This window comes from Paenibacillus assamensis DSM 18201 (assembly GCF_000422445.1).
Taxonomy (GTDB): domain Bacteria; phylum Bacillota; class Bacilli; order Paenibacillales; family Paenibacillaceae; genus Paenibacillus_B; species Paenibacillus_B assamensis.
In genome coordinates this window covers 432,025-457,209 of record NZ_KE383837.1, presented here as the reverse complement: position 1 = coordinate 457,209, position 25,185 = coordinate 432,025, and the positions used below count along the sequence as shown (strand labels likewise).

At 46.4% G+C, this 25,185-nt stretch carries 20 protein-coding genes; 19 read left to right on the top strand and 1 reads right to left on the bottom strand.

Annotation, left to right across the window (positions count from 1 at the left end; genetic code table 11):
- Positions 1 to 18 precede the first annotated feature (18 nt).
- The 7 genes from H580_RS0116435 (at position 19) to H580_RS24575 (ending at position 7,330) form a co-directional block, all read left to right on the top strand.
- Positions 19 to 1,728 carry a DNA repair helicase XPB gene (locus H580_RS0116435; protein ID WP_211224415.1) on the top strand — a complete coding sequence of 570 codons (1,710 nt, stop codon included), beginning with the start codon at positions 19 to 21 and terminating at the stop codon, positions 1,726 to 1,728.
- Entirely contained in the window at positions 1,697 to 3,736 is a 2,040-nt protein-coding gene (locus H580_RS0116430) for a helicase-associated domain-containing protein (protein WP_028595747.1), read from the top strand. The genes H580_RS0116435 and H580_RS0116430 overlap by 32 nt, the downstream gene beginning before the upstream one ends.
- Positions 3,737 to 3,780: 44 nt before the next feature.
- Positions 3,781 to 4,257, top strand: a complete 477-nt coding sequence (locus H580_RS24580; protein WP_051217507.1) for a YlbF/YmcA family competence regulator — start codon at positions 3,781 to 3,783, stop codon at positions 4,255 to 4,257.
- A gap of 36 nt (positions 4,258 to 4,293) precedes the next feature.
- Positions 4,294 to 4,557, top strand: a complete 264-nt coding sequence (locus tag H580_RS0116420) for a YlbG family protein (protein ID WP_028595746.1) — start codon at positions 4,294 to 4,296, stop codon at positions 4,555 to 4,557.
- A gap of 262 nt (positions 4,558 to 4,819) precedes the next feature.
- The gene (locus tag H580_RS0116415; RefSeq protein ID WP_028595745.1) at positions 4,820 to 5,257 is read left to right on the top strand and encodes a hypothetical protein; all 438 of its coding nucleotides are present in this window, start codon (positions 4,820 to 4,822) and stop codon (positions 5,255 to 5,257) included.
- 224 nt (positions 5,258 to 5,481) lie between these two features.
- Positions 5,482 to 6,408, top strand: a complete 927-nt coding sequence (locus H580_RS0116410; protein WP_028595744.1) for a selenium metabolism-associated LysR family transcriptional regulator — start codon at positions 5,482 to 5,484, stop codon at positions 6,406 to 6,408.
- Between the two features lie 28 nt (positions 6,409 to 6,436).
- Positions 6,437 to 7,330 (top strand): PHP domain-containing protein, encoded by an 894-nt coding sequence (locus H580_RS24575; RefSeq protein WP_051217506.1) that lies wholly within the window; start codon positions 6,437 to 6,439, stop codon positions 7,328 to 7,330.
- 485 nt (positions 7,331 to 7,815) lie between these two features.
- Here the strand turns inward: H580_RS24575 and H580_RS0116395 are convergent, their stop codons facing one another.
- On the bottom strand, positions 7,816 to 9,591 hold the full coding sequence (locus tag H580_RS0116395; RefSeq protein ID WP_028595743.1) for an Rqc2 family fibronectin-binding protein: 1,776 nt from the start codon (positions 9,589 to 9,591) through the stop codon (positions 7,816 to 7,818).
- A gap of 192 nt (positions 9,592 to 9,783) precedes the next feature.
- Here H580_RS0116395 and H580_RS0116390 point away from each other — a divergent pair, with 192 nt between their 5' ends.
- The 12 genes from H580_RS0116390 (at position 9,784) to rsmB (ending at position 24,826) form a co-directional block, all read left to right on the top strand.
- Positions 9,784 to 12,582, top strand: a complete 2,799-nt coding sequence (locus H580_RS0116390; protein ID WP_028595742.1) for a calcium-translocating P-type ATPase, SERCA-type — start codon at positions 9,784 to 9,786, stop codon at positions 12,580 to 12,582.
- A gap of 88 nt (positions 12,583 to 12,670) precedes the next feature.
- Positions 12,671 to 13,507 (top strand): diaminopimelate epimerase, encoded by an 837-nt coding sequence (gene dapF, locus H580_RS0116385; RefSeq protein WP_028595741.1) that lies wholly within the window; start codon positions 12,671 to 12,673, stop codon positions 13,505 to 13,507.
- 249 nt (positions 13,508 to 13,756) lie between these two features.
- A complete protein-coding gene (locus H580_RS0116380) occupies positions 13,757 to 15,661 on the top strand; it encodes a bifunctional homocysteine S-methyltransferase/methylenetetrahydrofolate reductase (protein ID WP_036605374.1) in 1,905 nt (634 codons plus the stop codon).
- Between the two features lie 38 nt (positions 15,662 to 15,699).
- Entirely contained in the window at positions 15,700 to 16,584 is an 885-nt protein-coding gene (locus H580_RS0116375) for a YicC/YloC family endoribonuclease (RefSeq protein WP_028595739.1), read from the top strand.
- A gap of 35 nt (positions 16,585 to 16,619) precedes the next feature.
- Entirely contained in the window at positions 16,620 to 16,880 is a 261-nt protein-coding gene (remA, locus tag H580_RS0116370) for an extracellular matrix/biofilm regulator RemA (RefSeq protein ID WP_005548256.1), read from the top strand.
- Between the two features lie 15 nt (positions 16,881 to 16,895).
- Positions 16,896 to 17,468, top strand: a complete 573-nt coding sequence (gene gmk / locus H580_RS0116365) for a guanylate kinase (protein WP_028595738.1) — start codon at positions 16,896 to 16,898, stop codon at positions 17,466 to 17,468.
- Between the two features lie 78 nt (positions 17,469 to 17,546).
- Positions 17,547 to 17,756, top strand: a complete 210-nt coding sequence (gene rpoZ / locus H580_RS0116360; RefSeq protein WP_028595737.1) for a DNA-directed RNA polymerase subunit omega — start codon at positions 17,547 to 17,549, stop codon at positions 17,754 to 17,756.
- 206 nt (positions 17,757 to 17,962) lie between these two features.
- Positions 17,963 to 19,252, top strand: a complete 1,290-nt coding sequence (coaBC, locus tag H580_RS0116355) for a bifunctional phosphopantothenoylcysteine decarboxylase/phosphopantothenate--cysteine ligase CoaBC (RefSeq protein ID WP_028595736.1) — start codon at positions 17,963 to 17,965, stop codon at positions 19,250 to 19,252.
- Positions 19,245 to 21,899 (top strand): primosomal protein N', encoded by a 2,655-nt coding sequence (priA, locus tag H580_RS0116350; RefSeq protein ID WP_028595735.1) that lies wholly within the window; start codon positions 19,245 to 19,247, stop codon positions 21,897 to 21,899. Before coaBC ends, priA begins: the two co-directional genes overlap by 8 nt.
- A 102-nt stretch (positions 21,900 to 22,001) precedes the next feature.
- Positions 22,002 to 22,478, top strand: a complete 477-nt coding sequence (def, locus tag H580_RS0116345; RefSeq protein ID WP_028595734.1) for a peptide deformylase — start codon at positions 22,002 to 22,004, stop codon at positions 22,476 to 22,478.
- Positions 22,479 to 22,481: 3 nt separating this feature from the next.
- Positions 22,482 to 23,423, top strand: a complete 942-nt coding sequence (fmt, locus tag H580_RS0116340) for a methionyl-tRNA formyltransferase (protein ID WP_028595733.1) — start codon at positions 22,482 to 22,484, stop codon at positions 23,421 to 23,423.
- The gene (gene rsmB, locus H580_RS0116335; RefSeq protein ID WP_036605373.1) at positions 23,420 to 24,826 is read left to right on the top strand and encodes a 16S rRNA (cytosine(967)-C(5))-methyltransferase RsmB; all 1,407 of its coding nucleotides are present in this window, start codon (positions 23,420 to 23,422) and stop codon (positions 24,824 to 24,826) included. The genes fmt and rsmB overlap by 4 nt, the downstream gene beginning before the upstream one ends.
- Positions 24,827 to 25,185 lie beyond the last annotated feature (359 nt).

Here is a 25,185-nt window from a genome sequence, read left to right as displayed (position 1 = left end):
GGCATTAGGAGGCACGGCATGAGCAAGAGTGCGTTTGAGTTGGCTGTTCAGCCAGATATGAATATTTTAGTCCATGATGGGAGCAAACGCTATGATGAAATACGAGAACAATTGCAGCGTTTTTCATCATTAGTGAAGCATCCGCAAGGTATACATACATTCAAGATGACACCATTAACGTTGTGGAATGCTGCTGCTTCAGGGAGAAGTGCAGTAGATGTAATTCAGGTGCTGGATAAGTACGCAACTTGGGCCGTACCAGTTAAGGTGAAACAAGAAATCGTGATGTGGATGGACCGGTACGGTTTGTTCGTTCTAGAAGGGGACGATGAAGGAGACGTGCTCATGCTAAAGTGTGCGGAAGAAGCACGCCTTCTATCTTTCATGAATGATCCAGAGATCGGTACGATGTTCGTTGGTAGACCTGTAGCTGGTAGTGTTCAAGTTGCTGCAAGGCATCGCGGTAAACTAAAGCGTGAGCTTGCCCGTGTAGGGTATCCGGTAATTGATCGCGTTGGCTATAACGATGGGGAGCCGCTGCAGGTACAACTAGCAGATAAGCTTAATGAAGTTCCATTTTCGCTTCGTCCTTATCAGAAGTCAGCGGTAGAGGCTTTTATTGGGAATGCGTCGCAATTAGCAGGTGATGGGGTTATCGTATTGCCATGCGGGGCTGGCAAAACAGTCGTAGGTATTGGTGCGATAGCTGAATTAGGGAGCGAGACTTTAATCGTAACGTCGAATGCAACATCTGTGAAGCAATGGAAACAAGAAATACGGAGCAAAACAACGCTTTCGTCGGAGCAAATAGGAGAATATACATCCCAACATAAGCAGGTACGGCCGATTACCATTACAACCTATCAAATGATGACTTATCGCCGCGATGAAGCAGAAGAATGGGTCCATATGGGATTATTCCATCAGCGCAATTGGGGTTTAATTATATATGATGAAGTACACCTGCTTCCTGCTCCTGTATTTCGAACAACAGCAGATCTGCAGGCCACTCGTCGTCTTGGTCTTACAGCCACACTCATTCGGGAAGATGGGTGTGAGCGTGACGTGTTCTCTTTGATTGGCCCCAAACGGTTCGAACTGCCTTGGAGAGAGCTGGAGCGTCAGGGCTGGATTGCTTCGGTCGCTTGTCATGAGATAAGGGTGCCAATGGATGAAGGATGTTGGGATAAATATCGTTCAGCCGCTTCACGAGAAAAGGCCCGCATAGCAGCTGAGAGTCCGACGAAAATGGCAGTTGTGGAACGTATTGTGGAGCAGCATGCTGAAGCACCAACACTTATCATCGGTCAGTTCTTGGATCAGCTGCATCAACTTGCCAAGCAGCTAGGAGCTCCTCTTTTAACGGGAGAAACGAAACAAGAAGAAAGAGAGCGCCTCTATAAGGCATTTCGCAACGGAGAAGCACGTGTGTTAGTTGTTTCGAAGGTAGCCAATTTTGCAGTCGATTTGCCTGACGCTACGGTTGCAATTCAAGTATCAGGGACATACGGTTCCCGGCAAGAAGAGGCACAGCGTTTAGGGAGATTGCTTCGTCCTAAAGAGGATGGTAGAGCTGCCTATTTCTATACCGTTGTATCATCAGGTACGAGAGAAGTTGAGGACGCGATGAAGCGTCAGTTATTTCTTGTTGAACAGGGTTATCAATATGCGGTAAGTGAAGAAGGGGGTAAAAGTAGTGCACACATCGGAGTTAGCGGCGCGAGCTGAATCGCAAGCTCAAATCGTCGACGTAGAAAAAGTGGGAGCAACCGCACAAAGTGATACGTTTCCTGCCGGATTTTCGCCTTATACGAACTGGCAGAAGTTCTCCGCTGCACCCGAGCTAGTGCTGCACACGGTTCAACAACTGTCACCTTCTTTGCAGCAGCTCTATGTACATGTGTTAAAGCAAACGGGGCCGCTTCCATTTCACGAAGAAATGATAGAGTTATGGCAATATGCGGATGCTGCGGCAGCTGAGGTGATAGCAGCACTTCCTGTATGGTATAAGGAAGGTTTATTGGCTGTATTCCGCAAAGCTTGGGGAGAGCGTTTATATGTGGTGCCTGTAGATGTATATGTAAAGATGCTTCAACATGACTTGGCATCGCTTTCTATTGATTCGGCTGATGAGCTGCCTATTGATACTTTTGCCCATTCAGAATCTGGACAGGGTGTCATCAATGATTTATTCCGTCTGCTCGTATTTACGGCTAATGAAGGACTGCCAGTCACGGCGAAGGGGACGCTGCACAAACGAACGATACAACGACTGGAATCCCAGCTTCAAATGTCTACAGAAGCATTGAGTGCATGCAGGGTCAGCTATGCATTTGCAGATACTGTATCTCCTAAGCTAGCCGTTAGTCTTGATTTAGCGATGCGTCTAGGGTTAATCCGCAAAGATACTCAGTCCTTCTCTATCCAGATAGAACCATTGTATGAGTGGCTGCAAATGCCGTATTCGAAGTGGAACGAAGCGATATGGCTGCTTGTCGGCCAGCACTATACAGCAGCAAATGTTCATGCGAAGCATCTATTCTATGCTATAAGCGCTGCTGCTCGACCAGGAGAGTGGATACAAGCGGAGTCAATTGTGCAGCAGATGCAAGAAAGCGGTTGGCTTAGATTTGATGCAGAACAGTCACTAATTGAAACGATGAAAGCCTGGTTGCAAGCTCTCTACACGTTTGGTTGGTGTGAGCTCCGAACAGTGTCAGATGAATCTCTTTGGTACAAATGGCTGTTGAGCAGTGAGAATGATGCAGATGAGCAGGTGGAAGATGGAGACGGATTTTTCGTGCAGCCTGATTTTGAAATCATCGTTCCTCCCGATTGCTCGATGTTGATTCGATGGAGGTTGGAGCAAATCGCGGAGCATATATCTTCCAGCGGGATGCATATGTATCGATTAACAAGAGACTCATTCCAGGCAGCGATTGATGCTGGTCAGACACGAAAACAACAACAGGAGTTCTTGGAGCGATATGCGCTCACAGGCGTTCCTGAAAATATTATAGATGCATGGGAACGATGGAATGAACAATATGGTCGGGCGTGGTTCAGTGAGGTAGTATTGCTGCGCTGTGAAGATGAATCAGCAGCGCATCTTATCCAGCAAGAATGTGAACAAGGTAGACTCACCGGGAAGCTTAGTAAAATTGGACCTGATGCATTTGTGGTTGCTCGTGATCAAGTGGAACAGATAAGAATGGTTATGGAGCAAATCGGGTTGCCGCTGCTTAAGAACTGGAGAAATGATGATTATGATGAACCTGCTTCTACAGAGCAGCACGGAGCGGAAGATGAACTGCTTAAAGGTAGTTCAACAGAAAGCGTTCGAGCTGCGAAGCACTTCCAGAATAGTTCAACAATGAATGGAATAGTTTACAGTCCCAGTTCATTGCAGTATTATGAAATGGATATGGCTTATTGTCGAGATGAGTCATGGCTGTCGTCTTACATTGGGCTTCCTCTCATGTGGACGAAAGAAGTACGCACTTACCATGCCTCTACAATGAAGGAAATCGTGGAGACTGCGATCCGTTTGAAGCTAGCCTTGCAAATGAAAGAGAATGGCCAACTCCTTCGAGTCGTACCGATTCGGTTGAATGGACAGAGTAATATGGATTTTGCTCTGGAAGTGTATATGAATGAAGATTCCAGAGCAGTGCGTAAGACACTGATGCCGAATCAATGGGAAGGTGTTCGTCTCCTCGTGCCAGAGTGGTTGTAAGGAAGACACAGCATCAAGTATAACAAGAATTGAGCGTGATAGTCATGCCACATATACATGTGTCACAATCGGAGTATCCCGAACAGAGTGGTCAACCAGATACGGCCATTTTGTTAACGGAAGCCTATGAACTGGGGGATATGATTAAGCATTCTGCTGAGTTAACGAGTTATTTAACTTGGAAGCAGCGGATGGAACAACATGAAGAAGTTAAGCAATTGAAGCGTGAATTTCTTCGAAAGAAAGATTTGTTTGAGGAAACAGAGCGTTTCGGTCATTTTCACCCTGATTACCATACTGCAAGAGATGCGGTATTTGCCATTGAGCGAAGGCTTGATGAGATAGAAGAAGTTCAACAGTTCAAACGTGCGGAAGAGCAGCTTGATGATATGTTATATGAACTTTCTAAAGTTATTGCTCATTCTGTCTCAGAATCGATCAAGGTGCCAAGCAACGCACTGCAGCCAACTGGCGGTTGTTCTACTGGTGGATGTAGTGGCGGGTGCTCAAGCTGTGGCTAGTAGCAGCTGAAGTTACGATGGAAAGCGGGGGGAAATATGTTTCCACAACGTACAGGCTATATTATATGGGTGAGCGATGTAAAAGCAGCTCGTAATCTGGAGAAATACGGTTCACTTCACTATATTTCGCGTAAAATGCACTATGCAGTACTGTATGTTAACGCAGATCGTGCTGAGGATACGGTTAAAAATTTGAAGCGCTTGAACTATGTGAAGAAGATTGAGCGTTCTTATCGCAACGAAATTAAGACGGAGTATAGTAGTGAGTTTGAAGAAAAAACTCGTTTTTACGGAATGTAATTCATGTAAAATATAATCACCACAATTCAACTGAGATTACATTGTTTTCTATATCTAACGTTAATTTAATGGAAATCGTTTTCGCTACGTGCGAAAGCGGTTTCCATTTTTATATGTGTCTTAATTTGATCATTTAAGTTAAAGATTTTCTAAAAACACCCATAAATGAGCGTTTTGAACTTGTGATCGACTTATACTTCCTGTAATATAACGGGTAAATATACATAGACATAAAGACCTATGTGGTGGAGAGTGGTATCCGGTGAAAGACAAAGTAATGGAACGCTGGAGTACGTATGAACCGTTCTATGTCTTGCTCGGCGATAAGAAGATTTCAGACATCATTATAACGAATCACGCACGTAGTCGATGGAATGACCGTATTGCGTCAGAGACGCAGGATATGGAAGCTATTGCTTCGTATATGTGGGACTGTTTGAAGACGAACCGGATTACCTCCTATTACCGCCAAGAAGAGGATGTGTACCTGATCGATGATGATATCGTGATGGTTGCGGAACTAGTAGAGTCTGAACGAGATCTGGATTTGTCGGGAACGCCAATGACGAAGATGGTAGTTGTAACTTATTTGGGACGTATGTCACAAACTATTGAGCTTCGTGATTTGAAGTCATATTATTCTTGGTTACGTCATTCAAGACGTATGACATTAGTGAAGAACAGTCGCAAGCATCGTTGAGCAGAAGTGATGGGAATACAATAACTCATTTCAGTTTATCGCAGATAAGTTCATCGACTGCGTAATTATGCACTATCTACTTGCATCTCTTATCGGTGCAGCAACGACTCTCATGATTGTTGAAGTCGCATTCTTTGGAATGCGGCTTTTTGGTATTGGTCGACTGTTTCGATAGGACAGTGTGATATAATGGAAACCAATGTGATTAGAAGGTGGCGGATTCGATGGCAGTTAGTTTCCATCAGTTGCATATTTTTTATACCGTAGCTGCGAAGAGCAGTTTCTCGGCAGCTGCTCAAGCGCTTCATATGACTCAGCCCGCCGTAACGATGCAAATTCAAAGCTTAGAGGATTATTTTGGAACGAAGCTCTTTCATCGTTCTACCAAGAAACTGCAGCTGTCTGATGCGGGAAGAACGTTGATTCCTTATGCGAAACAGGCGATTGACCTTGTACAACAAACAGAAGAGGCGATGTCACTCTTTACGAAGCAGCTTCATGGCAAATTGCAGCTAGGAGCGAGTTTGACGATAGGAGAATACGTCATCCCTCCCTTGCTTGGGAGCTTTATATCTTCTCACCCTGAGATGACTATTAGTATGGGAGTCATGAATACAACACAAATTGTTGAAGGTATTCGACAGCATCAACTGCATCTTGGCTTAGTTGAAGCGCCAGTGAATGACCCGGATATGATAACAGAAGAGGTTATGGAGGACGAATTGTTTCTTGTCGTTCCGAAGGGCCATCCTTATATAGGACGGGATTCAGTTGCTTTAGAAGAGGCATTGGCTTGTGGTTTTATTTTACGAGAGCAAGGTTCGGGTACGAGACAGGTGATGGAAAATGCGCTTAAAGATTATGGGCATAATTTCTCGTCGCTTCGGATTGTAATGGAACTGGGTAGTACAGGTGCTGTCAAATCAGCGGTAGAAAACGGGCTTGGTGTTACGATTATGTCCAAATCTGCTGTGCGGCACGAGTGTTCTCTAGGCCTAGTGGCGGCAATTCCAATCGAAGGCATATCGTTTAAACGTAAGTTCTATGCCGTTCAACTGAAAGATAGCATGCTAGCTTGGCCAGCAATGGCTTTCCTGACGTATTTGCGTCAACAGAGCATCATTCCGGAAGCGTTAGCACCAACCGATTGACGAATAAGAAAAGATGGAAGTGATAGCAATGATTGAACAACAGTTTGAAGCAAATGGTGTTCCGCAATGCGATGGTGGGGCTGATCTCCATACGCATACGACTGCTTCTGATGGTGTATGTCGCCCATTGGAAAATATAAGACTAGCAAAGGAAGCGGGCCTTGAAGCGATTGCGATCACCGATCATGATACGACAGCCGGTCTTGCCGAGGCAGCTGCAGAGGCGGAGTGTGTTGGCATTCATCTTATTCCAGGTGTTGAAATAAGTACGGTGGAGCAAGGCATTGATATTCATATCTTAGGCTATTATGTGAACCCAGAAGATACGTCTTTTAGTGATCGTTTACTCGAATTACGCCAAATACGTGATGTTCGTAATGAAATGATGGTTGCTCGATTAACGGAACTTGGTATTCCATTGACGATGGAGGAAGTAATAGCTGAGCTGCCTAATCCACTGCAAGAAGGGGAAACGGTTGGTCGCCCGCATATGGCAGATGCCCTAGTGCGTCGTGGGGTAGTAGCGAATATGAAAGAGGCTTTTGACCGATATTTGGGGAAAGACGGATTGGCGTACGTTAACCCTCCGCGCATCACCCCGCTTACAGCCGCTACTTGGATACGTGAAGCGGGTGGAACTGTTGTATTGGCACACCCTGGTTTATATGGTGATGATGTCTTAGTTGATCGAATTGTGCGTGAGATTCAACCAGATGGGATTGAAGTATGGCATTCGGATCATACAGATGCGGATGTAAGCCGCTATATCGAAATGGCGGATGTGTATGGATTGTTGAAAACAGCAGGTTCTGATTTTCACGGTGCACGGCAAGGGAAAGTATTCCACGGAGCGCTTGGCAGTCGACGAATAGATATGGGGACTGTGGAATCATTGCGAGAGATTGCTGACAGTCGTAAGTAAGACTAGGTCACCTGATTTAACAGACGTAGATAGTGTTTTCAACGTTGACAATAAAAGTATGCGTGAAACAGTATCGCATGTTCGCAACTTCTACATGTGTGCATAACTGCCTAAAACTAATTAGGTATGGACAAAAGTGCAGTTATTTTTCTTGTTTTGACTCTATAATTAAAAAAGGAGTCAAATTAAATGAATTTTTGTCATTAACATGATGAATAAGCATATTTACACGTGAAATAACTGCATGATTGGCATTCATCTAACTCAGTCTTACGACTCAATGAGGCTCTGTTTGTTTTACTAAGCGAGTGCAGTGGATGAAGCGTGATGAAAGTAAATGAAATGATGAGCGAAAAGGTGCCCAAGCAAGATGTTAAACTGTCCACAATTGGGGTTGCAGTTCATTCTCTTGCAGGGCACCTTTTTGCTGTGTGGCTATTTAGTCTCTGCTGTTCTGGTGCTAGCCTGAGTGTGCTGTACCAGAGCTAGCTGTTGCTTTGTTTCACATGCAACGGGAGCTTGGCAATACGATCTGCATCAGGCGTAATGAATAATGTCTTCTGTCGTTCATAAATGACGAAACCTGGCTTCGAGCCGTTCGGCTTACGGACATGGCGGATCAGCGTATAGTCTACGGGTACAAGACTAGAATGCTTCGCTTGGCTGAAATAAGCAGCTAGTTGAGCAGCCTCGTCCAGCGTAACATCGCTAAATTGCTCACTGCGAATGACGACGTGAGATCCTGGAATATCCTTCGTATGCAGCCAGGTATCGTTTGGATGTGCCAAACGATTGGTGACATATTCATTCTGGATATTGTTCTTACCCACATGAATCGCAATGCCTTCAGAAGACGTGTACGTATATACCGTAGGGCGATTATCTTTGCGTTTGCGCTTTGTACGCTTGGAACGATCGCGAAGCAAGCCTTGCTCTACAAGCTCTTCTCGAATTTCCTGTGCGTCTTGAATATTCGCATCTTGCAACTGCTGCAAGAGATTATCATAGTAACGAATCTCTTCTCTAGCCTCGCTAATTTGCTCTTCTACCACGAGGATACTGTTCTTCATCTTATTATAGCGTTTGAAATACCGCTGCGCATTATCCGAAGGGGAAAGCAGCGGATCTAGTGAAATGGTGATCATCCCACAATTTTCATCATAATAATTCATTAGTTCTATCTTACTGTCACCGCGCTTTAGCTGGTGCAGGGAGGCGAATAGTAATTCTCCCATAATGCGATAGCGATCAGCGTCGTTCGCGTCTTCTAGTGTTTCTTGAAGCTTTGCTATTTTCTTCTCGTTCTTATTTCTTTCTTGCTGCAAGAAGCGGGCTAGGTCGCCTACGCGTTGTTTGACCATGTCGCGTATAGCTTTGTCGCCATAGAACGCCTCCATGCAAGTGCTCATTTCAGCATATAGCTTAGCTTCACCTTGTAGGTGTGTAAGTGGAAGTGCTGAGAAGAACATCCGTCCGTCTTCGGCCTCAATCAATTGCGGCGTATACTGATGATCACGCAGCTGCTGAACGATACGCTCCAATGCTGTCCAAGCCTGCTCGGCGTCACTATTCTCCGTCAATAGAGTCAAGTTAGAGCGATATGCCCATTCCTCGGCAATACGCGGGCTGATGCCGGACATATGTTGAACGAGCCACGAGGATGCCCTTGTTGGCTCTTGTCCATCAGCAGCTTCACTCACTGCCTGATCCCATAATGCAAGAAAAGCCGACTTGTCTATTTCCAATGGATTATGCTTGTGCTGCTCTGGCGGAGCCGTGTACTGGAAGCCGGGCATAACGATCCGATAGCTGTTGATGGCAGGAGTAAGATGATGAATTCCATCAATGATCTGGTTAGAAGCAGGATCGATCAAAATAATATTGCTGTGACGTCCCATAAGCTCAATAATGATGACCTTTACCGATTCGTCTCCAAGTTCATCTCGCTGTCGAACGACGATATGAACGATCCGTTCCATTCCTACTTGCTCAATGCGTTCAATAAAGCCGCCTTCACAATGCTTGCGCATAAGCATGCAGAACATGGGTGGTTCTGCTGGATTGCTGTGTGTCTGCTCTGTATAGTGAATGCGCGGATAAGTTGGATTCGCTGATAAGAGCAATTTTTTGTTTTGGCCTTTTACACGAAGGTGAAAAATGATTTCGTGTTCTGTTGGCTGGTGTATTTTATTAATTCGAGCGCTCGTTGCTTGTGTTAATTCATGGACAAGGGCGCGTGTTACGATTCCGTCTAATGCCATAATGGGTTCTCCTATCTCGTTACGATGCTTCCTCTATGATGCCATATTTTCCACCAAAACTTAAGAGGCATTTCAGTGGGTGGGATATTTTAGGGTTGTACCGAATACATTGGTGTCATGATGACTCGCTCGTCCGAACACAGTTGTTGAGTCGGGGAAGCGACAGCCTAACGGGTGAAAGGAGATCAGGGCATGGATCATAATAAGTGGCACCAGATGTCGGTCAATGAGCTGCTAGCTGAGCTGGACGTCCACGCTGAAAGCGGATTGCCGGAGGAGAATGTTACCTTACGACGAGAGCAAGTAGGCCACAATGAATTATCAGAAGGTAAGTCGGTGTCGCCTATTGCTTTATTTTTGAATCAATTTAAAGACTTCATGGTACTTGTACTTGCTGGAGCTACATTAGTGTCGGGCTTGCTCGGAGAATATTTGGATGCAGTAACGATTATTGCCATCATTTTAATTAACGGAATATTGGGTTTCGTTCAAGAATTCCGTGCGGAGCGTTCACTGCGAGTGCTTAAACAATTGTCTGCACCGTCTGCCAAAGTTATTCGGAACGGAAAGTTCGCGCAAATCTCAGCCAAAGAACTGGTGCCTGGAGATATTGTGCTGCTTGAAAGTGGGGATCGTATTCCGGCAGATGTTCGTTGGTTGGAAACCAACAGTTGTTACACGGAAGAGTCGGCGCTAACTGGGGAGTCTGTGCCTGTCAACAAACATTGTGGGGCGATTGCCGGTGATGATCTGCCGCTTGGTGATCGCCGTAATATTGGATTTATGGGCACGATGGTGACGCGAGGTACGGGGAAGGCCTTGGTTATTCGGACAGGCATGAATACGGAAATGGGTAAGATTGCTCATTTGATTCAAAGTACCGAGGAAATGGAAACACCATTGCAGCATCGTTTGGAGCAGCTTGGGAAAATATTGATTGGCGTCGCTCTAGCACTGACTGTGATGGTTGTTGTCGCAGGTATTTTGCATGGACAGCCTGCACTAGGCATGTTCTTGGCTGGTGTCAGTTTAGCGGTGGCTGCTATTCCTGAAGGGCTTCCAGCCATTGTGACGATTGCGCTTGCTCTTGGTGTGCAGCGTATGATTAAGCGCAAGGCGATTGTGCGCAAGCTTCCATCGGTAGAGACGCTTGGCTGTGCTTCGGTTATTTGTTCAGATAAGACAGGTACGTTGACGCAGAACAAAATGACCGTGACAAAGCTATGGATCGGCGGCTCGCATATGGATGTAAGCGGTGAAGGGTATGAGCCGGTTGGGCAGGTAACCTCTGCCGGAAGGCCTGTTGAATTAAAGCAGGAGCAGGGACTGCGCCGCTTTATGCAAATTAGTGCGTTGTGCAACAATGCGATTCTGGAGGAGCAGCAAGATGCTGGCTCTGCAAAAGGCATGCGGGGTTCCAAGCGGGGCGTGGTCGCAGATCCTTCCAGTACGTGGGCGATTAAAGGGGACCCTACAGAAGGTGCATTGCTTGTGCTTGCGGCTAAATTAGGGATGACATCAACGAACTTGAAGGGAATATACAATCGAACACAAGAAATTCCGTTTGATTCTGATCGCAAGCGAATGTCGGTCATTGTTGATCATCAGGGTGGTAGGCTTCTCTACACAAAAGGGGCGCCAGATGTGCTGATGGAACGCTGCTCCTACGTGCTGTGGGAGGGGAAAGTGGTACCATTTACTCCAACTTTGAAGCAGCGTGCTGTTGCAGCAAATGAAGAAATGGCCAAACAAGCCCTCCGTGTTCTTGGCGTTGCTTATCGCGAGCTGAAGCCAAATGAAAATATACAAGATGAACGGATTGAGAATCAGCTTATATTTGTTGGATTGGGCGGTCTCATCGATCCACCTCGCAGAGAAGTGCGCGAAGCCATTCACAAATGCCGGCGTGCGGGTATCAAGACCGTCATGATTACAGGTGATCATCAGCTTACTGCAGAAGCGATTGCGGGCCAGCTTGGCATCGTGCCGCGCGGTGGAATGTCTGTCAGCGGTGTACAGCTGTCACAATGGACGGACGAAGAGTTGGATAAGGTAGTCGATCAAATCTACGTATACGCCCGTGTTTCGCCTGAGCATAAACTAAGAATCGTTAAGTCCCTCCAACGTAAAGGTCATGTAGTAGCGATGACAGGTGATGGTGTTAATGACGCTCCTGCGATTAAGGCGGCGGATATTGGTATTGCGATGGGGATTACGGGAACTGATGTTACCAAGGAAGCGTCATCACTTATTTTGAGCGATGATAACTTTGCAACGATCGTGGCGGCAATAGAAGAAGGTCGTGGTATTTATGAGAATATCCGTAAATTTATACGTTATTTGCTGGCCTCCAATGTAGGTGAGATTCTCGTCATGTTCTTCGCCATGATGGCGGGACTTCCGCTGCCGCTCGTTCCGATACAGATTTTATGGGTCAACTTAGTGACAGACGGCCTACCTGCAATGGCGCTAGGTGTCGATCAATCAGAGAAAGATCTCATGGAGCAGCGGCCGCGTGCTGCGAAAGAAAATATATTTGGTAGAAGATTAGGTTGGAAAATTGTAAGCCGTGGCTTCCTCATTGGAATATGTACATTGGCGGCATTCTGGCTCACGCTGAAAGCTGATAACAGCAGCCAGCAGTTAGTACATGCCCAATCTGTTGCTTTTGCAACGCTTGTTATGGCACAGCTTATTCATGTGTTTGACTGCCGCAGCTCACGTTCCATTTTCCATCGCAATCTATTTCAAAATAAATATCTCGTGCTAGCAGTACTTTCTTCCGTCGTATTGCTGCTCGCTGTGCTGTACGTTGAGGCGTTGCAGCCTATTTTCAAAACAGTACCGTTGTCGCTGCGTGACTGGGCGATTACATTGGTAATGGCAGGAATTCCAACGTTTTTACTTGGTTTTGGGTCGATTATTTCAGGGAAAAAGTCTTCTTTCAAGCGGAATCGCGCGCAGCATCGGTCCATAAAAAAGGTAGCATAGTACAAACATTTTTTCAGTTGGTGAATATACTTTCCTTTCCTTTTGCGTTATTCTAGTAGCAAGTTTTGATTTAGAGGAGTGGAAGTAGATGCAATTTACGAAAATGAACGGACTGGGAAATGACTTTGTTATCGTATTTGGGGAACAGCAATTGCCGGCCAACGCAGCTGAATTAGCTATTGCAACGTGTAATCGTTATTTCGGGGTTGGTGCAGATGGCTTAGTATATATTTTACCGTCCACACAGGCGGACTTTATGATGCGTATTATAAACTCAGATGGTTCTGAGGCAGAGCAATGCGGTAATGCAATTCGTTGTGTAGCGAAATATGTGTCAGACCGCGGCTATGTTTCAGGTGATGAACTAACGATCGAAACGCTGGGAGCTGGCGTGCAGCGCGTTCAGTTGAATAAAGTAGACGGTGTTGTGACAACGGTCCGTGTGGATATGGGCAAGCCCATTCTTCAAGGATTGCAAGTGCCTACTACGATTGACCAAGAGACAGTTGTCAATCAGCCAATCGAAATAGAAGGTACGACATTCCATTTCACGGCGGTATCGATGGGCAACCCGCACTGTGTCATTTATGTTGATGATGCAAGAAAGTTTGACTTCAACACCTGGGGACCGAAGTTGGAAGTTCATCCGTTATTCCCTCGTAAAACGAATGTAGAGTTTGTATCTGTTCGTTCGCGTGACTATACGGATATGCGTGTTTGGGAACGTGGTGCAGGACCGACACTTGCTTGTGGAACAGGCGCTTGTGCAACTCTTGTGGCAAGTGTGCTCAATGGGAAAACCGACCGTGCGGCAACCGTTTCGCTCGCAGGTGGAGAATTATTTATCGAATGGAATGAAGAAGATGGACATGTATACATGACAGGACCATCCGAAATGGTATATGATGGTACTTGGTTGAAGTAATGAACCACATCTATTAACGACAACGTGTAAATAGAAGCAAACGATAGAGAAGATTCCTCAATAGGGATCTTCTCACTCTTATGATCACAGAAATATCTAGGTAAGTCACTTGTAGTTCATGACGCTCCAGCGGAGCGTCTTTTGTTCATCTGGCAAGCTTTAGGCTGTTACCTTATTTCGTGTGCATGCACCATGCTGTATTTTATACGAAAAAGAACGGCCGCATCATGGGAGATGGGGTGTAGAGGAATGAATACTAGTCGGTATGAGAAGTTCAGACAGGCCATTCAGAACCAATTGATAGTCGGAGATGGAGCGATGGGTACGTATCTGTATCAATTGGGCTATCCAGTAGGTAAGTCATATGAAGCAATGAACATTAGTGACCCAGATATCATCCTGGGCATTCACCGTGAATATGTAGAGGCCGGGGCTACTTTGCTTGAGACCAATACGTTTACAGCGAATCGTGAGAAACTAGCTAAACATGGTATGGAGCACCTTGTGAAAGATATGAATCGCGAAGGTGTGCGTTTGGCTCGTGAGGCTGCACAAGGCAAAGCTTTCGTGGCAGGTGCATTAGGCTCCATTCGTGCTGGTAAGCGTGAAAATATTTCTACAGAGCAAGTCGCTCAAGATTATGAAGAACAATTGTCTGCTCTTATTGAAGCAGGTGTTGACGCTATCATGTTCGAGACGTTCTATGATCTAGAGGAAATGCGTCTTGCTTTCAAGATTGCACGTCAAATTGATAATGATGTACCGATTATTTGTCAATTTGCAGTAGAAGATTCGGAGCGGACGAAAGATGGCTTCGTACTGCCTGAAGCATTTCGTATTTTACGTGAAGACGGAGCCGATGTCGTAGGATTCAACTGCCGTATGGGTCCTAACGGTGTGCTTAGAGCAATAGAGTCCGTAGAAGGTATGGTAGGATTGCCTTTGTCCGCATTCCCAAATGCAGGTTTGCCTGATTATGTGGATGGTCGTTATAACTTTGTCGCTACGGCTGATTATATGGCACAAAGTGCAGTAGAGTTTGCTAATAAAGGTGCGCGCCTCATAGGTGGATGCTGTGGTACGACACCAGAACATATAAGTGCGATCGTAAGTGCGCTTCAAACGGTTGAGAAGCTTCCATCCCTGGATATTAAGGAGCATGCGGCTAAGCTTACTATTTCGATAGGAGCAAATGAGCCTGTTGGTGCTTCTTCAGCTTCTGATAAGGACTGGAACAAGCAGCCTACTATTGTTGATCTGGCAAAAGAAAGGCATACGGTTATCGTAGAGCTTGATCCCCCACGGGATTTGGATATTGCCAAGTTCATGCGCGGTGCAGCGGAGTTGAAGCGAGTTGGAGCAGATGCTGTAACGTTAGCTGATAACTCGCTAGCGGTTACTCGAATGAGCAATATGGCTCTCGGCTATTTAATTAAAGAGCAAGTAGGAGTAAGACCGCTCGTTCATATTGCATGTCGTGACCGCAACTTAATTGGAACGCAGTCTCACATGATGGGATTGGATGCATTAGAGATGGATCATGTACTTGCCGTTACGGGTGATCCTGCTCGCTTTGGTGATTTGCCAGATTCCAGCTCGGTCTACGACTTAACATCCTTCGAAATTATTCGAATGATTAAACAATTGAATGATGGTGTTGCATTTTCAGGACGTCCCTTGAAGCAAAAAGCGAATTTTGTTGTGGGCGCAGCCTTTAATCCGAACGTGAAGCATTTGGAAAAGGCGGTAGAGCGGTTGTATCGTAAAGTTGAAGCGGGTGCAGATTATATAATGACGCAGCCCATTTATGATCCGTTGTTAATAGAACGAATGGCGGAGTTAACGAAGTCGATTTCGATTCCTATTTTCGTAGGTATCATGCCGCTAGCAAGTGGACGGAACGCGGAATATTTGCATAATGAAGTACCGGGCATATTATTGTCTGATGAGGTTCGTTCCCGCATGTCGGGCTTAGAAGGAGAAGTTGGGCGAGCGGTAGGTGTCGATATTGCGCGAGATTTGCTTGATGTGGCTATGAAGCATTTCAATGGTCTTTATTTGATCACTCCATTCATGTTCTATGAGATGACAGCAGAGCTTACATCTTACGTATGGGAAAAAGCGGAACGCCCTGCTAACCTCTTGTCTCGTTAGACGTAATCAATTACAATAGGATAATGGATGTGGTTCCCATGGTTTATAGTATGACGGGCTATGGTCAGGCCGCCAGAGAATTAGGCGGCTATAAGATCAATATTGAGATGAAATCCGTCAATCACCGATATAGCGATATCGTGCTTCGTATGCCTCGCGAATGGGCGGGGAGCGAAGATCGTTTGCGGCGTCTTGTTGCACAGCACGTCAGTCGCGGTCGGATTGATGTGTATGTGAATAAGGAGCGTACGAGCGAATCCGCCTTTGAAGCGGAATGCAATATGGGTGTTGTCGATGCCTATGTGCAGGCCGGTGAGCAACTGAAACAGCTCTATGGGCTGGAAGGATCGCTGCTTGTAAATGATTTGCTTCGCCTTCCTGATGTGATGAATGTCCGTGAGAAGGCAACATGGTCTGATGAACAATTGATTGCTGTTCTAGAAGACGGCTTCACAGAAGCGTTGAATGGCTTATGCCAGATGCGCGAGATTGAAGGCCGTCATCTTGCTGATGATACATTGGAAAGGTTGTCCCGACTTGAAAGTTTACATACGGAGATGATCCAATGGGCGCCAAGCGTCGTGGAGGAGTATCGGAGCAAGCTTAAGCAGCGGCTTGAGCAATTGCTCGAACAGTCTGCTGCATTTGATGAGTCTAGATTCGGTATGGAAGTGGCCATCTTCGCAGAGCGCTCCAATATTGATGAAGAGTTGACGCGCTTGAAGAGTCATTTCACTCAATTCCGACAACTATTGTCCAGTGGAGAGCCGATTGGCCGTAAGTTAGACTTTCTTGTACAGGAGATGAATCGCGAAACGAATACAATCGGTTCGAAAGCTAATCATCTGGAATTGGTCAATCGAGTTGTCGATATGAAAGCCGAATTAGAGAAAATTCGAGAGCAAGCAGCGAATATCGAATAGAGTATGTAGCGTTCGTATATGAGGGAGGACCTATCATGGCAATTAAACTGATTAATATCGGTTTCGGGAATATCGTGTCCGCGAACCGCATCATTTCAATCGTGAGTCCCGAATCGGCTCCGATTAAGCGTATCATTCAAGAAGCACGAGATAGACATATGCTAATTGATGCAACATATGGCCGCCGCACGCGCGCGGTTATTATTACAGATAGTGATCACGTTATTTTGTCCGCGGTTCAACCGGAAACGGTTGCCCATCGTTTATCAACGAAGGATGACGACAACGACGAATAAAAGATGGAGACGATTATGAAAAAGGGTTTATTAATTGTACTGTCTGGTCCCTCAGGCGTAGGCAAAGGCACGGTATGCAAAGCACTAATGAAAAAAGTGCAAAATGTAACATACTCAGTATCCGCTACGACACGTCAACCACGTCTTGGAGAAGTGGATGGCGTTAATTATTTTTTCAAATCACATGAAGAGTTCCGCAGTATGATGGAGAACGATCAATTGCTCGAACATGCTGAATATGTAGGCAACTACTATGGAACACCACGTGCTTTTGTGGAAGAAACGCTTGCGGCTGGCAAGGATATTATCTTGGAGATTGAAGTTCAAGGTGCCTTGAAAGTAAAAGAGAAATTCCCAGAAGGTATTTTTATTTTCTTGCTTCCTCCTTCTTTGGAAGAACTCAAAGATCGTATCCGCGGACGTGGCACGGAAAACGAAGTCGTTATCGACCATCGTATGAACGTTGCTGTTGAGGAGATCGCATTAATGGAGCATTATGATTATGCGGTCGTTAATGATGAAATCGACTTGGCTTGCAAGCGAATAGAAAGCATCATTATTGCCGAACACTGTAAGATTGAGAAATAAGGGATATAACGATTGTGTAAGGTGCACTGTCTCAGTGCACCTTGTCATACGTTTATTACGATAAGAGGGGTGTAAACTATGCTTTATCCATCTATTGATGAACTAGTAAGAAAAGCTGATAGCAAATATTCACTCGTGGTGGCAGCGTCAAGACGTGCTCGTCAATTGCGCGAGGGCAGCCGTACGGAATTGACTCAGCCCAAATCCCACAAATTCGTTGGGGTTGCGCTTGAAGAGATTTATGGTGAGCAGATTCACATCGAACAAGAACGTCAAAATCATTTCTAATGAACAAGAGCATCGTATGCTGAATCTTTATGATTCAAAGTCGATGCTCTCGTGTTGTATATAAGCAAGATGACTGCCTAAGCAAGCGAGTTGTGTGAGGCAGTTATTTATCCATGAACAACCCGTTGGTGAATGACGTCTGTTGACGTTTTGAACCGAAGGTTGTTATTTTTTTCATCAGCATGTTAGGGAAAGGCGGGGACATGATGCTACATGGAAAAACGATTGTGCTTGGTATAACAGGCGGGATTGCTGCCTACAAAGCGGCAGCGCTGTGCAGTAAGCTTACTCAGGCTGGCGCGAGCGTACATGTCATAATGACAGAGAGTGCAACGAAGTTCATTCCCGAGCTGACATTACAGACATTATCACGCAATCCAGTCTACACGGATACGTTTGATGAACGTGATCCATCCGTTGTGTCCCATATTAACTTGGCGGATCGGGCTGACTTGTTCTTAATCGCGCCTGCAACAGCAAACATACTCGCAAAGATGGCCTATGGACTAGCTGATGATATGTTATCTACAACGTTGTTAGCTACTACTGCGCCAGTGATGGTAGCACCTGCTATGAACGTGCATATGTATGCGCATCCTGCCGTCCAGCACAATATGGAGCTGCTGCGTGAGCGTGGCGTCCATTTCATTGAACCGGCTGAAGGGCCGCTAGCATGTGGCTATACGGGGAAAGGGCGTCTAGAGGAGCCTGAATCGATCGTAGAGCATGTGAATCAGTTCTTTGAAGAGGCTGCAGTACTATCCTCGCTGTATTCTGCTAGTAACGATGGGATCAATGAACCAGCTTCTGCGATTGACAACAAACCGGACCTATTAGCAGGGCGCCGAGTGATGGTGACAGCTGGCGGAACACTGGAGCGTATTGATCCCGTGAGATATTTAACGAATGATGCTTCTGGCAAAATGGGAATTGCGATAGCCGAGGCTGCACGCGACATGGGCGCGGATGTAACTCTTATAGCTGGACAAGTTCAGACGATGATCCCTGCGGGGGTTGACGTTATTCGAGTAGAATCTGCTCTTGATATGTTGACAGCTGTACAAGCCCATTATGATAAGACGGATATCGTGGTCAAGGCAGCCGCAGTGGCCGATTATCGACCGAAGTTTCGTGCTGAGCAAAAAATAAAAAAGACAGCCGATTCGCTAGTACTTGAGCTAGAGCGGAATCCTGATATTTTAGCATGGCTTGGTGAGCATAAGCAGCATCAAGTGCTTGTGGGCTTTGCGGCAGAGACACACAATGTAGCGGAATTTGCTCAAGGGAAGCTGAAGCGGAAAAATTGCGATTTGATCGTAGCTAACGATGTGTCTCGTTCGGATATCGGCTTCGGTTCGGATAATAACGAAGTACTTATTTTTGATGGACAAGGGCTTGTTGAATCGGTATCGGTACGTGCGAAGCAGGATGTAGCCAAACAGGTACTAACGCAGGCGGCCAAGCTGCTACCTGAAGAGGTGCTTGTTATTGACTAATTCGTCCGATTCGGTCCACATCGCACGAGTCATTGTAGATGTGCCGAGCAAACAGACTGATCGACCGTTCGACTATGCCATACCACATGATATGGAACCTTGGATTGAAATCGGCAGCCGAGTAGGGGTTCCGTTCGGTCCCCGCACGATTCAAGGAATCGTCATTGATCGAGTAAACGGTACGAACATTCCAAGCAAAAAGCTGAAGCCTATTCAGCAATTATTAGATCTTGTTCCACCGCTACCTCCTGACTTGGTTAGATTGGCAGAATGGATGAGCCATCAATATGTATGTACATTTACAGCTGCTCTGCAAGTCATGATTCCTTCTGCCTTGAAAGGCAGAACGGAAAAGGCACTTCGTCTTGGGACAGAGGCGCTGCGTTTGTTAGAGACTCAACCTGTCATTGACGACTGGGATGAGAATGGAGCAGGTGTGGACGATCGTTTCTGGCAGCAAAGCGATGAAGAGCTTGAGCTGGGCAAGTGGAGCGGTGAGCAGACGCTGATTGGCTGGCTGAACCGTGAGCTGCTGCATCAGCCTATGTATCGCCGTTTGCTTGCTTATGTGAAGCAGCATGAGCCTGTAACAGCAGAGAAATTACTGCAAACATTCCCTTATGCAGCAAAGGCGATCCGCGCTTCTCTGTATGCAGGGTGGTTGGTGGAAATTGAGCGTATTAAAGATAGAATTGGCGTAAAGAAGCTGAAATGTGTTTGTCTAACGTTGTCTGAGGAAGAGGCACTTGCCTTTACAACTACACTCAAAGCCAAGCGTCAGCAAGAAACGATGGAGCACTTGCTCGCTATGAATGGCGAAGCGCCATTGAAGGATTTAAATGCTTCTGCGGTTAAGGCATTAGCAGACAAAGGGGTAGTGCGGATAGAGGAGCGAGAAGTGCTTCGTGACCCATATAAAGAGAAGCACTTTCAGCCTACTCAACCACTGCCACTGACAGACGAACAAGCGCAAGTGTATGGTCAATTGCAAGAAGCGTTAGATCGCGAGAAGGCAAAGACATTTTTGCTTCATGGCGTGACGGGCAGTGGTAAAACGGAAGTATATCTTCAAGCGATAGCACGCTGTCTTGCTTCGGAACGAGAAGCGATTGTGCTCGTACCTGAGATTTCACTTACCCCGCAAATGGTCGAGCGGTTCAAAGGCCGCTTTGGCTCTAAAGTGGCTGTGCTGCACAGTCGATTGTCGCAAGGCGAACGATACGATGAATGGCGTAAAATTCGTGAAGGAAGTGTATCAGTAGCAATTGGGGCGCGTTCCGCTATATTTGCACCATTTCGCCGCATCGGTCTAATTATTATTGATGAGGAGCACGAAACTTCCTATAAGCAAGAAGAGACGCCTAAATATCATGCGCGTGATGTTGCAATTGAGAGAGCTGTACAGCATGGAGCGGTCGTTGTGCTAGGTTCTGCTACACCTTCAATGGAAACCTACTACGCTGCGAAAATGCATGGCTATGATGCCCAGTCCCGAGGATTGGAGCGTCCGCTATGGGATGTTGAGCTGTTAGAGATGCCAACAAGAGTTGCTGGTCGTCCATTGCCTCCGGTTACGGTTGTAGATATGAGGGAGCAGCTAAAGATTGGCAATCGCTCGATGTTCAGTGCCCCATTAGAGGAAGCGTTGGAAGATCGGTTGGCAAAAGGGGAGCAGGTGGTGCTTCTCTTGAATCGAAGAGGTTATTCCACCTTTATCATGTGCCGAACTTGTGGCTATGTGGCTCAATGTCCAGAGTGTGATATTTCACTGACATATCATATGAAAACGGAACATCTGCGCTGCCATTATTGCGGATATACGGAACGTTCGCCGCAAACCTGTCCAGAATGCGAGAGCGAACATATTCGATTTTTCGGGACGGGTACGCAGCGTGTTGAGGAGCAACTGGCTCGGCGTTTCCCTGGCATTAGGGTCATCCGGATGGATGTGGATACGACGACGGAGAAAGGCTCGCATGAGAAAATGCTGCAGCAGTTCCGCGAACGACGTGCAGACGTCCTGCTTGGTACACAGATGGTAGCGAAAGGATTAGACTTCCCTTATGTTACCCTTGTTGGTGTTATCGCTGCGGATTCTGCTTTGTATATGCCTGATTTCAGAGCGGCAGAAAAGACTTTCCAACTGCTTACTCAAGTGGCAGGTCGTGCTGGAAGACATCATTTGCCTGGTGAAGTTGTCGTACAAACTTATGCGCCAGAGCATTATTCGATTATACATGCGTCCCAGCATGATTATAAGGCTTTCTCATCTGAGGAGCTGCGGATGCGTAGAGCCCGGATGGTTCCGCCGTTTTGTCGCTTGGCATTGCTTACGATGACCCATGAGGAGCTGCCGTTGTTAGTCCGTGCTGCTGAGAATGCAGTCATTCGCATGAAGGAAATAGCCGAGGACTGGGGCTTGCTTAAGCCGTTGCATGGCGCGTTGCAAGCGGTAGACGTGTTTGGACCTGTAGCCTCTCCGATTCCTCGGATCAAAAATAAGTACCGCTTCCAATGTACGATTAAATGTCGTGGAGAGGTGGATTTACCTTCGCTTGTGGCAGCTGCATTGAAGACACTGGAACCGATGACTCGCGAACAAGGTGTATTGTTCCATGTGGATGTTGACCCGCAAATGATGATGTAATCTATATTTGTACTACTTTTTCGTATGATATTTTGGATTAAGGATATATATTGATTTTATACATGATTTTTTATAAGCAAATGATTAAGGATGGTGTCTTACATGGCAATTCGTATTATTGTACACGAACCAGATCCGGTTCTTCATGAAGTAGCAAAAGAAGTAACAAAGTTCAACGCTAACTTGCATAAGTTGCTCGATGATATGGCTGATACGATGTATCATGCAGAAGGTGTAGGTCTTGCTGCACCGCAGATCGGTATTTTGAAGCGTGTTATCGTTGTTGACGTTGGCGATGACAATGGTCTGATCGAAATGGTCAACCCAGAAATGGTAGAAAAAGAAGGCGAACAGCTTGGGCCAGAAGGCTGCCTAAGTATTCCTGGATTGAATGGCGATGTGCGCCGCTTCAAGAAGATCCATGTTAAAGGCTTTGATCGTCACGGCAAGCCAGTTGAAATGACGGCAACGGACTTTTTGGCTCGTGCGTTCCAGCATGAGATTGATCACTTGAATGGTGTGTTATTTACATCTATTGCTGAAAGTGTGTATGAAATTCCGCGTCAAGAGAAGGAGTAAGGGATGACAAAAATCGTATTTATGGGGACACCGCAGTTCGCGGTGACATCCCTGCAAATGCTGCTGGATGAAGGTTATGATGTGGCGGCAGTTGTTACCCAGCCTGACCGCCCAGTTGGACGCAAACGCGTGTTGACACCAACTCCAGTAAAGCAGCTGGCGATGGAACATGGCATTCAAGTATGGCAGCCTGAAAAGCTGCGTACGTCTGAAACCGTAGAAGATATTCGCAAGCTGGCGCCTGATCTCATTGTGACAGCGGCTTATGGACAAATATTGCCGAAAGCGGTGCTTGATGTTCCACGTTTTGGCTGTATTAATGTGCATGGTTCTTTGCTGCCTTACTATCGTGGTGGTGCGCCCATTCAACGTTCGATTATAAATGGTGAAGCCAAGACAGGCGTAACGATTATGTATATGGCCGAAGGTATGGATACGGGAGACATGCTTACGCGTGTAGAAGTGCCAATTACCGATGATGACAATGCGGGCACGATGTTCGAGAAATTGAGCGTCGAGGGAGCGGATCTTCTTCGCCGTACTTTGCCTGACTTGTTAGCAGGAAAGTTGACAGCAGAAGTGCAAAATCACGATCTTGCAACCTATGCACCAAACCTTAAGCGTGAAGATGAGTTGATCGATTGGTCCAAATCTTCGCGTGCCTTGTTCAATCAGGTTCGAGGACTTGTTCCTTATTCAGGCGCGTTTACGACATGGAACGGAGAAGTTTTCAAAGTGTGGAAATGCGAATGGAAAGAGCAAGGACAAGCTATTTCCTCTGCTGTCCCTGGAACGGTACTCACCGTATCTGAAGATGGTATCGAAATAAAGACTGGTGATGGTTCTATCTGGTTAACAGAAGTACAGCCAGCCGGGAAAAAGGCAATGCAGGTTCGTGACTTTGTTCGCGGTGGCAAGCTTGAGACAGGGACGGTGCTAGGGTGAAGAAAGGCAATTCTAATAGCTCAAGCACTCGTCCTCGACGGAAAACAGCGCGCGAAGTAGCGCTGGACGTGCTCGTCATGGTGGATAAGCATCGCTCTTATAGCAATTTGCAGCTAAATGCAGCATTGCAGGAAGCCGAGTTGGAACGAGTGGATGCGGGCTTAGCGACAGAGCTTGTGTACGGAACAATTCAACGGTTGAATACAATTGATGGTGTCCTGCAATTAAAAATTGCAAAGGGAATTGACAAGTTGAAGCCTTGGATGCGCAATTTGCTGCGGATGAGTTTGTATCAGCTGCATTATTTAGACCGGGTGCCTTCGCATGCTGCTGTGAATGAAGCGGTCGCGATTGCGAAGCGGCGTGGACAGCAGGCAATGGGTGGATTCGTAAACGGTGTTCTGCGCGCTGTAATGCGTGAGCCGGAATTGTGGAACGCGCCGCATCCAGATGATGCGGTGAAGCGTATTGCATGGACACATTCGCATCCAGAGTGGCTTGTTTCCCGCTGGATCGAAGCTTATGGTGCTGATGCAGTCCGCAGCATGTGTGAAGCGAACAATACCGCTCCACATGCAAGTGGACGAGTGAATCGCATTCGCTCGACGCGCGATGAATTGTTGGAAGATCTTCGTGCAAACGGGATCGATGCAGAATCATCTTCACTTAGCCAAGATGGTATCGTTGCTCATCAGGCTGGTAACTTTGCTTTTACATCCGCGTATCGAGAAGGCAGGCTTTCCGTACAAGATGAAAGTTCCATGCTAGTCGTTGAAGCGGTTCGTCCCCAGCCTGGCATGCGCATCGTAGACTGCTGCGCTGCTCCTGGTGGCAAGTCCATGCATATTGCAGAACGGATGGATAACAGGGGAGAGCTTATTTCTAACGATGTCCATGCTCACAAGGTCAAGCTGATCGAAGAGCAGGCTGCACGACTAGGATTGTCTTGTATTCAAGCAATCAATCACGATGCGGCGGAGCTTAGTCAGCATTTGCCAGAGCAGTCTTTTGATGTTGTTCTTTTGGACGCACCATGCACAGGCTTTGGCGTCATTCGACGCAAGCCTGACTTGAAATGGACGAAGACTGACTCTGATGTAGCAGCCATTGCAGCGCTGCAAGCAAGACTTATCCGAGAAGCAGCTAAGCTTGTTAAGCCGGGCGGTAGATTAGTTTACTCAACGTGCACGATTGAGCATGAGGAGAACGAGGACGTAGTACAAGCATTTGTTGAAGAAGCAAGAAGTGAGCAACAATGGTCGATGGATGACTCGTGGAAATCAGCGCTAGATCCTTCGAAGCTTGGTGCTGCACTTAAACGCAGTTCGGCAGGTATGCTGCAAGTGCTGCCGCACGATGCGGATTCAGATGGGTTTTTCATTGCCTGCTTGCAGAAGCAGTAGAATGAGGATGAAATCATATCCACAAGGCAGAGCCTAATTTATATATCCATTTAGCTGCATATGCCACGGTACATGAAGCACATGACCCCGCTATTGGCTGCCTCGGTTTAATCCAGCGGCTGGGCGGGGCTTTTTTTAGAAAATTATGCAGTTGGAGCAGGCGACAGCTTTTTGAAAATAAGCCAACTGTGGTACAATAAATTATTACGATGCTGTGTTCATTGCCAGATGGATGATGCAAGGTTGAATTCTTTACTGGATGAATGAGCTGTTTGACGGAAAATAGTGCATAGTATATTCTACAAGCGGACGGAGTTTATCCGTCTACAGAGATGATGGAAACAGCACAATCCGATTAC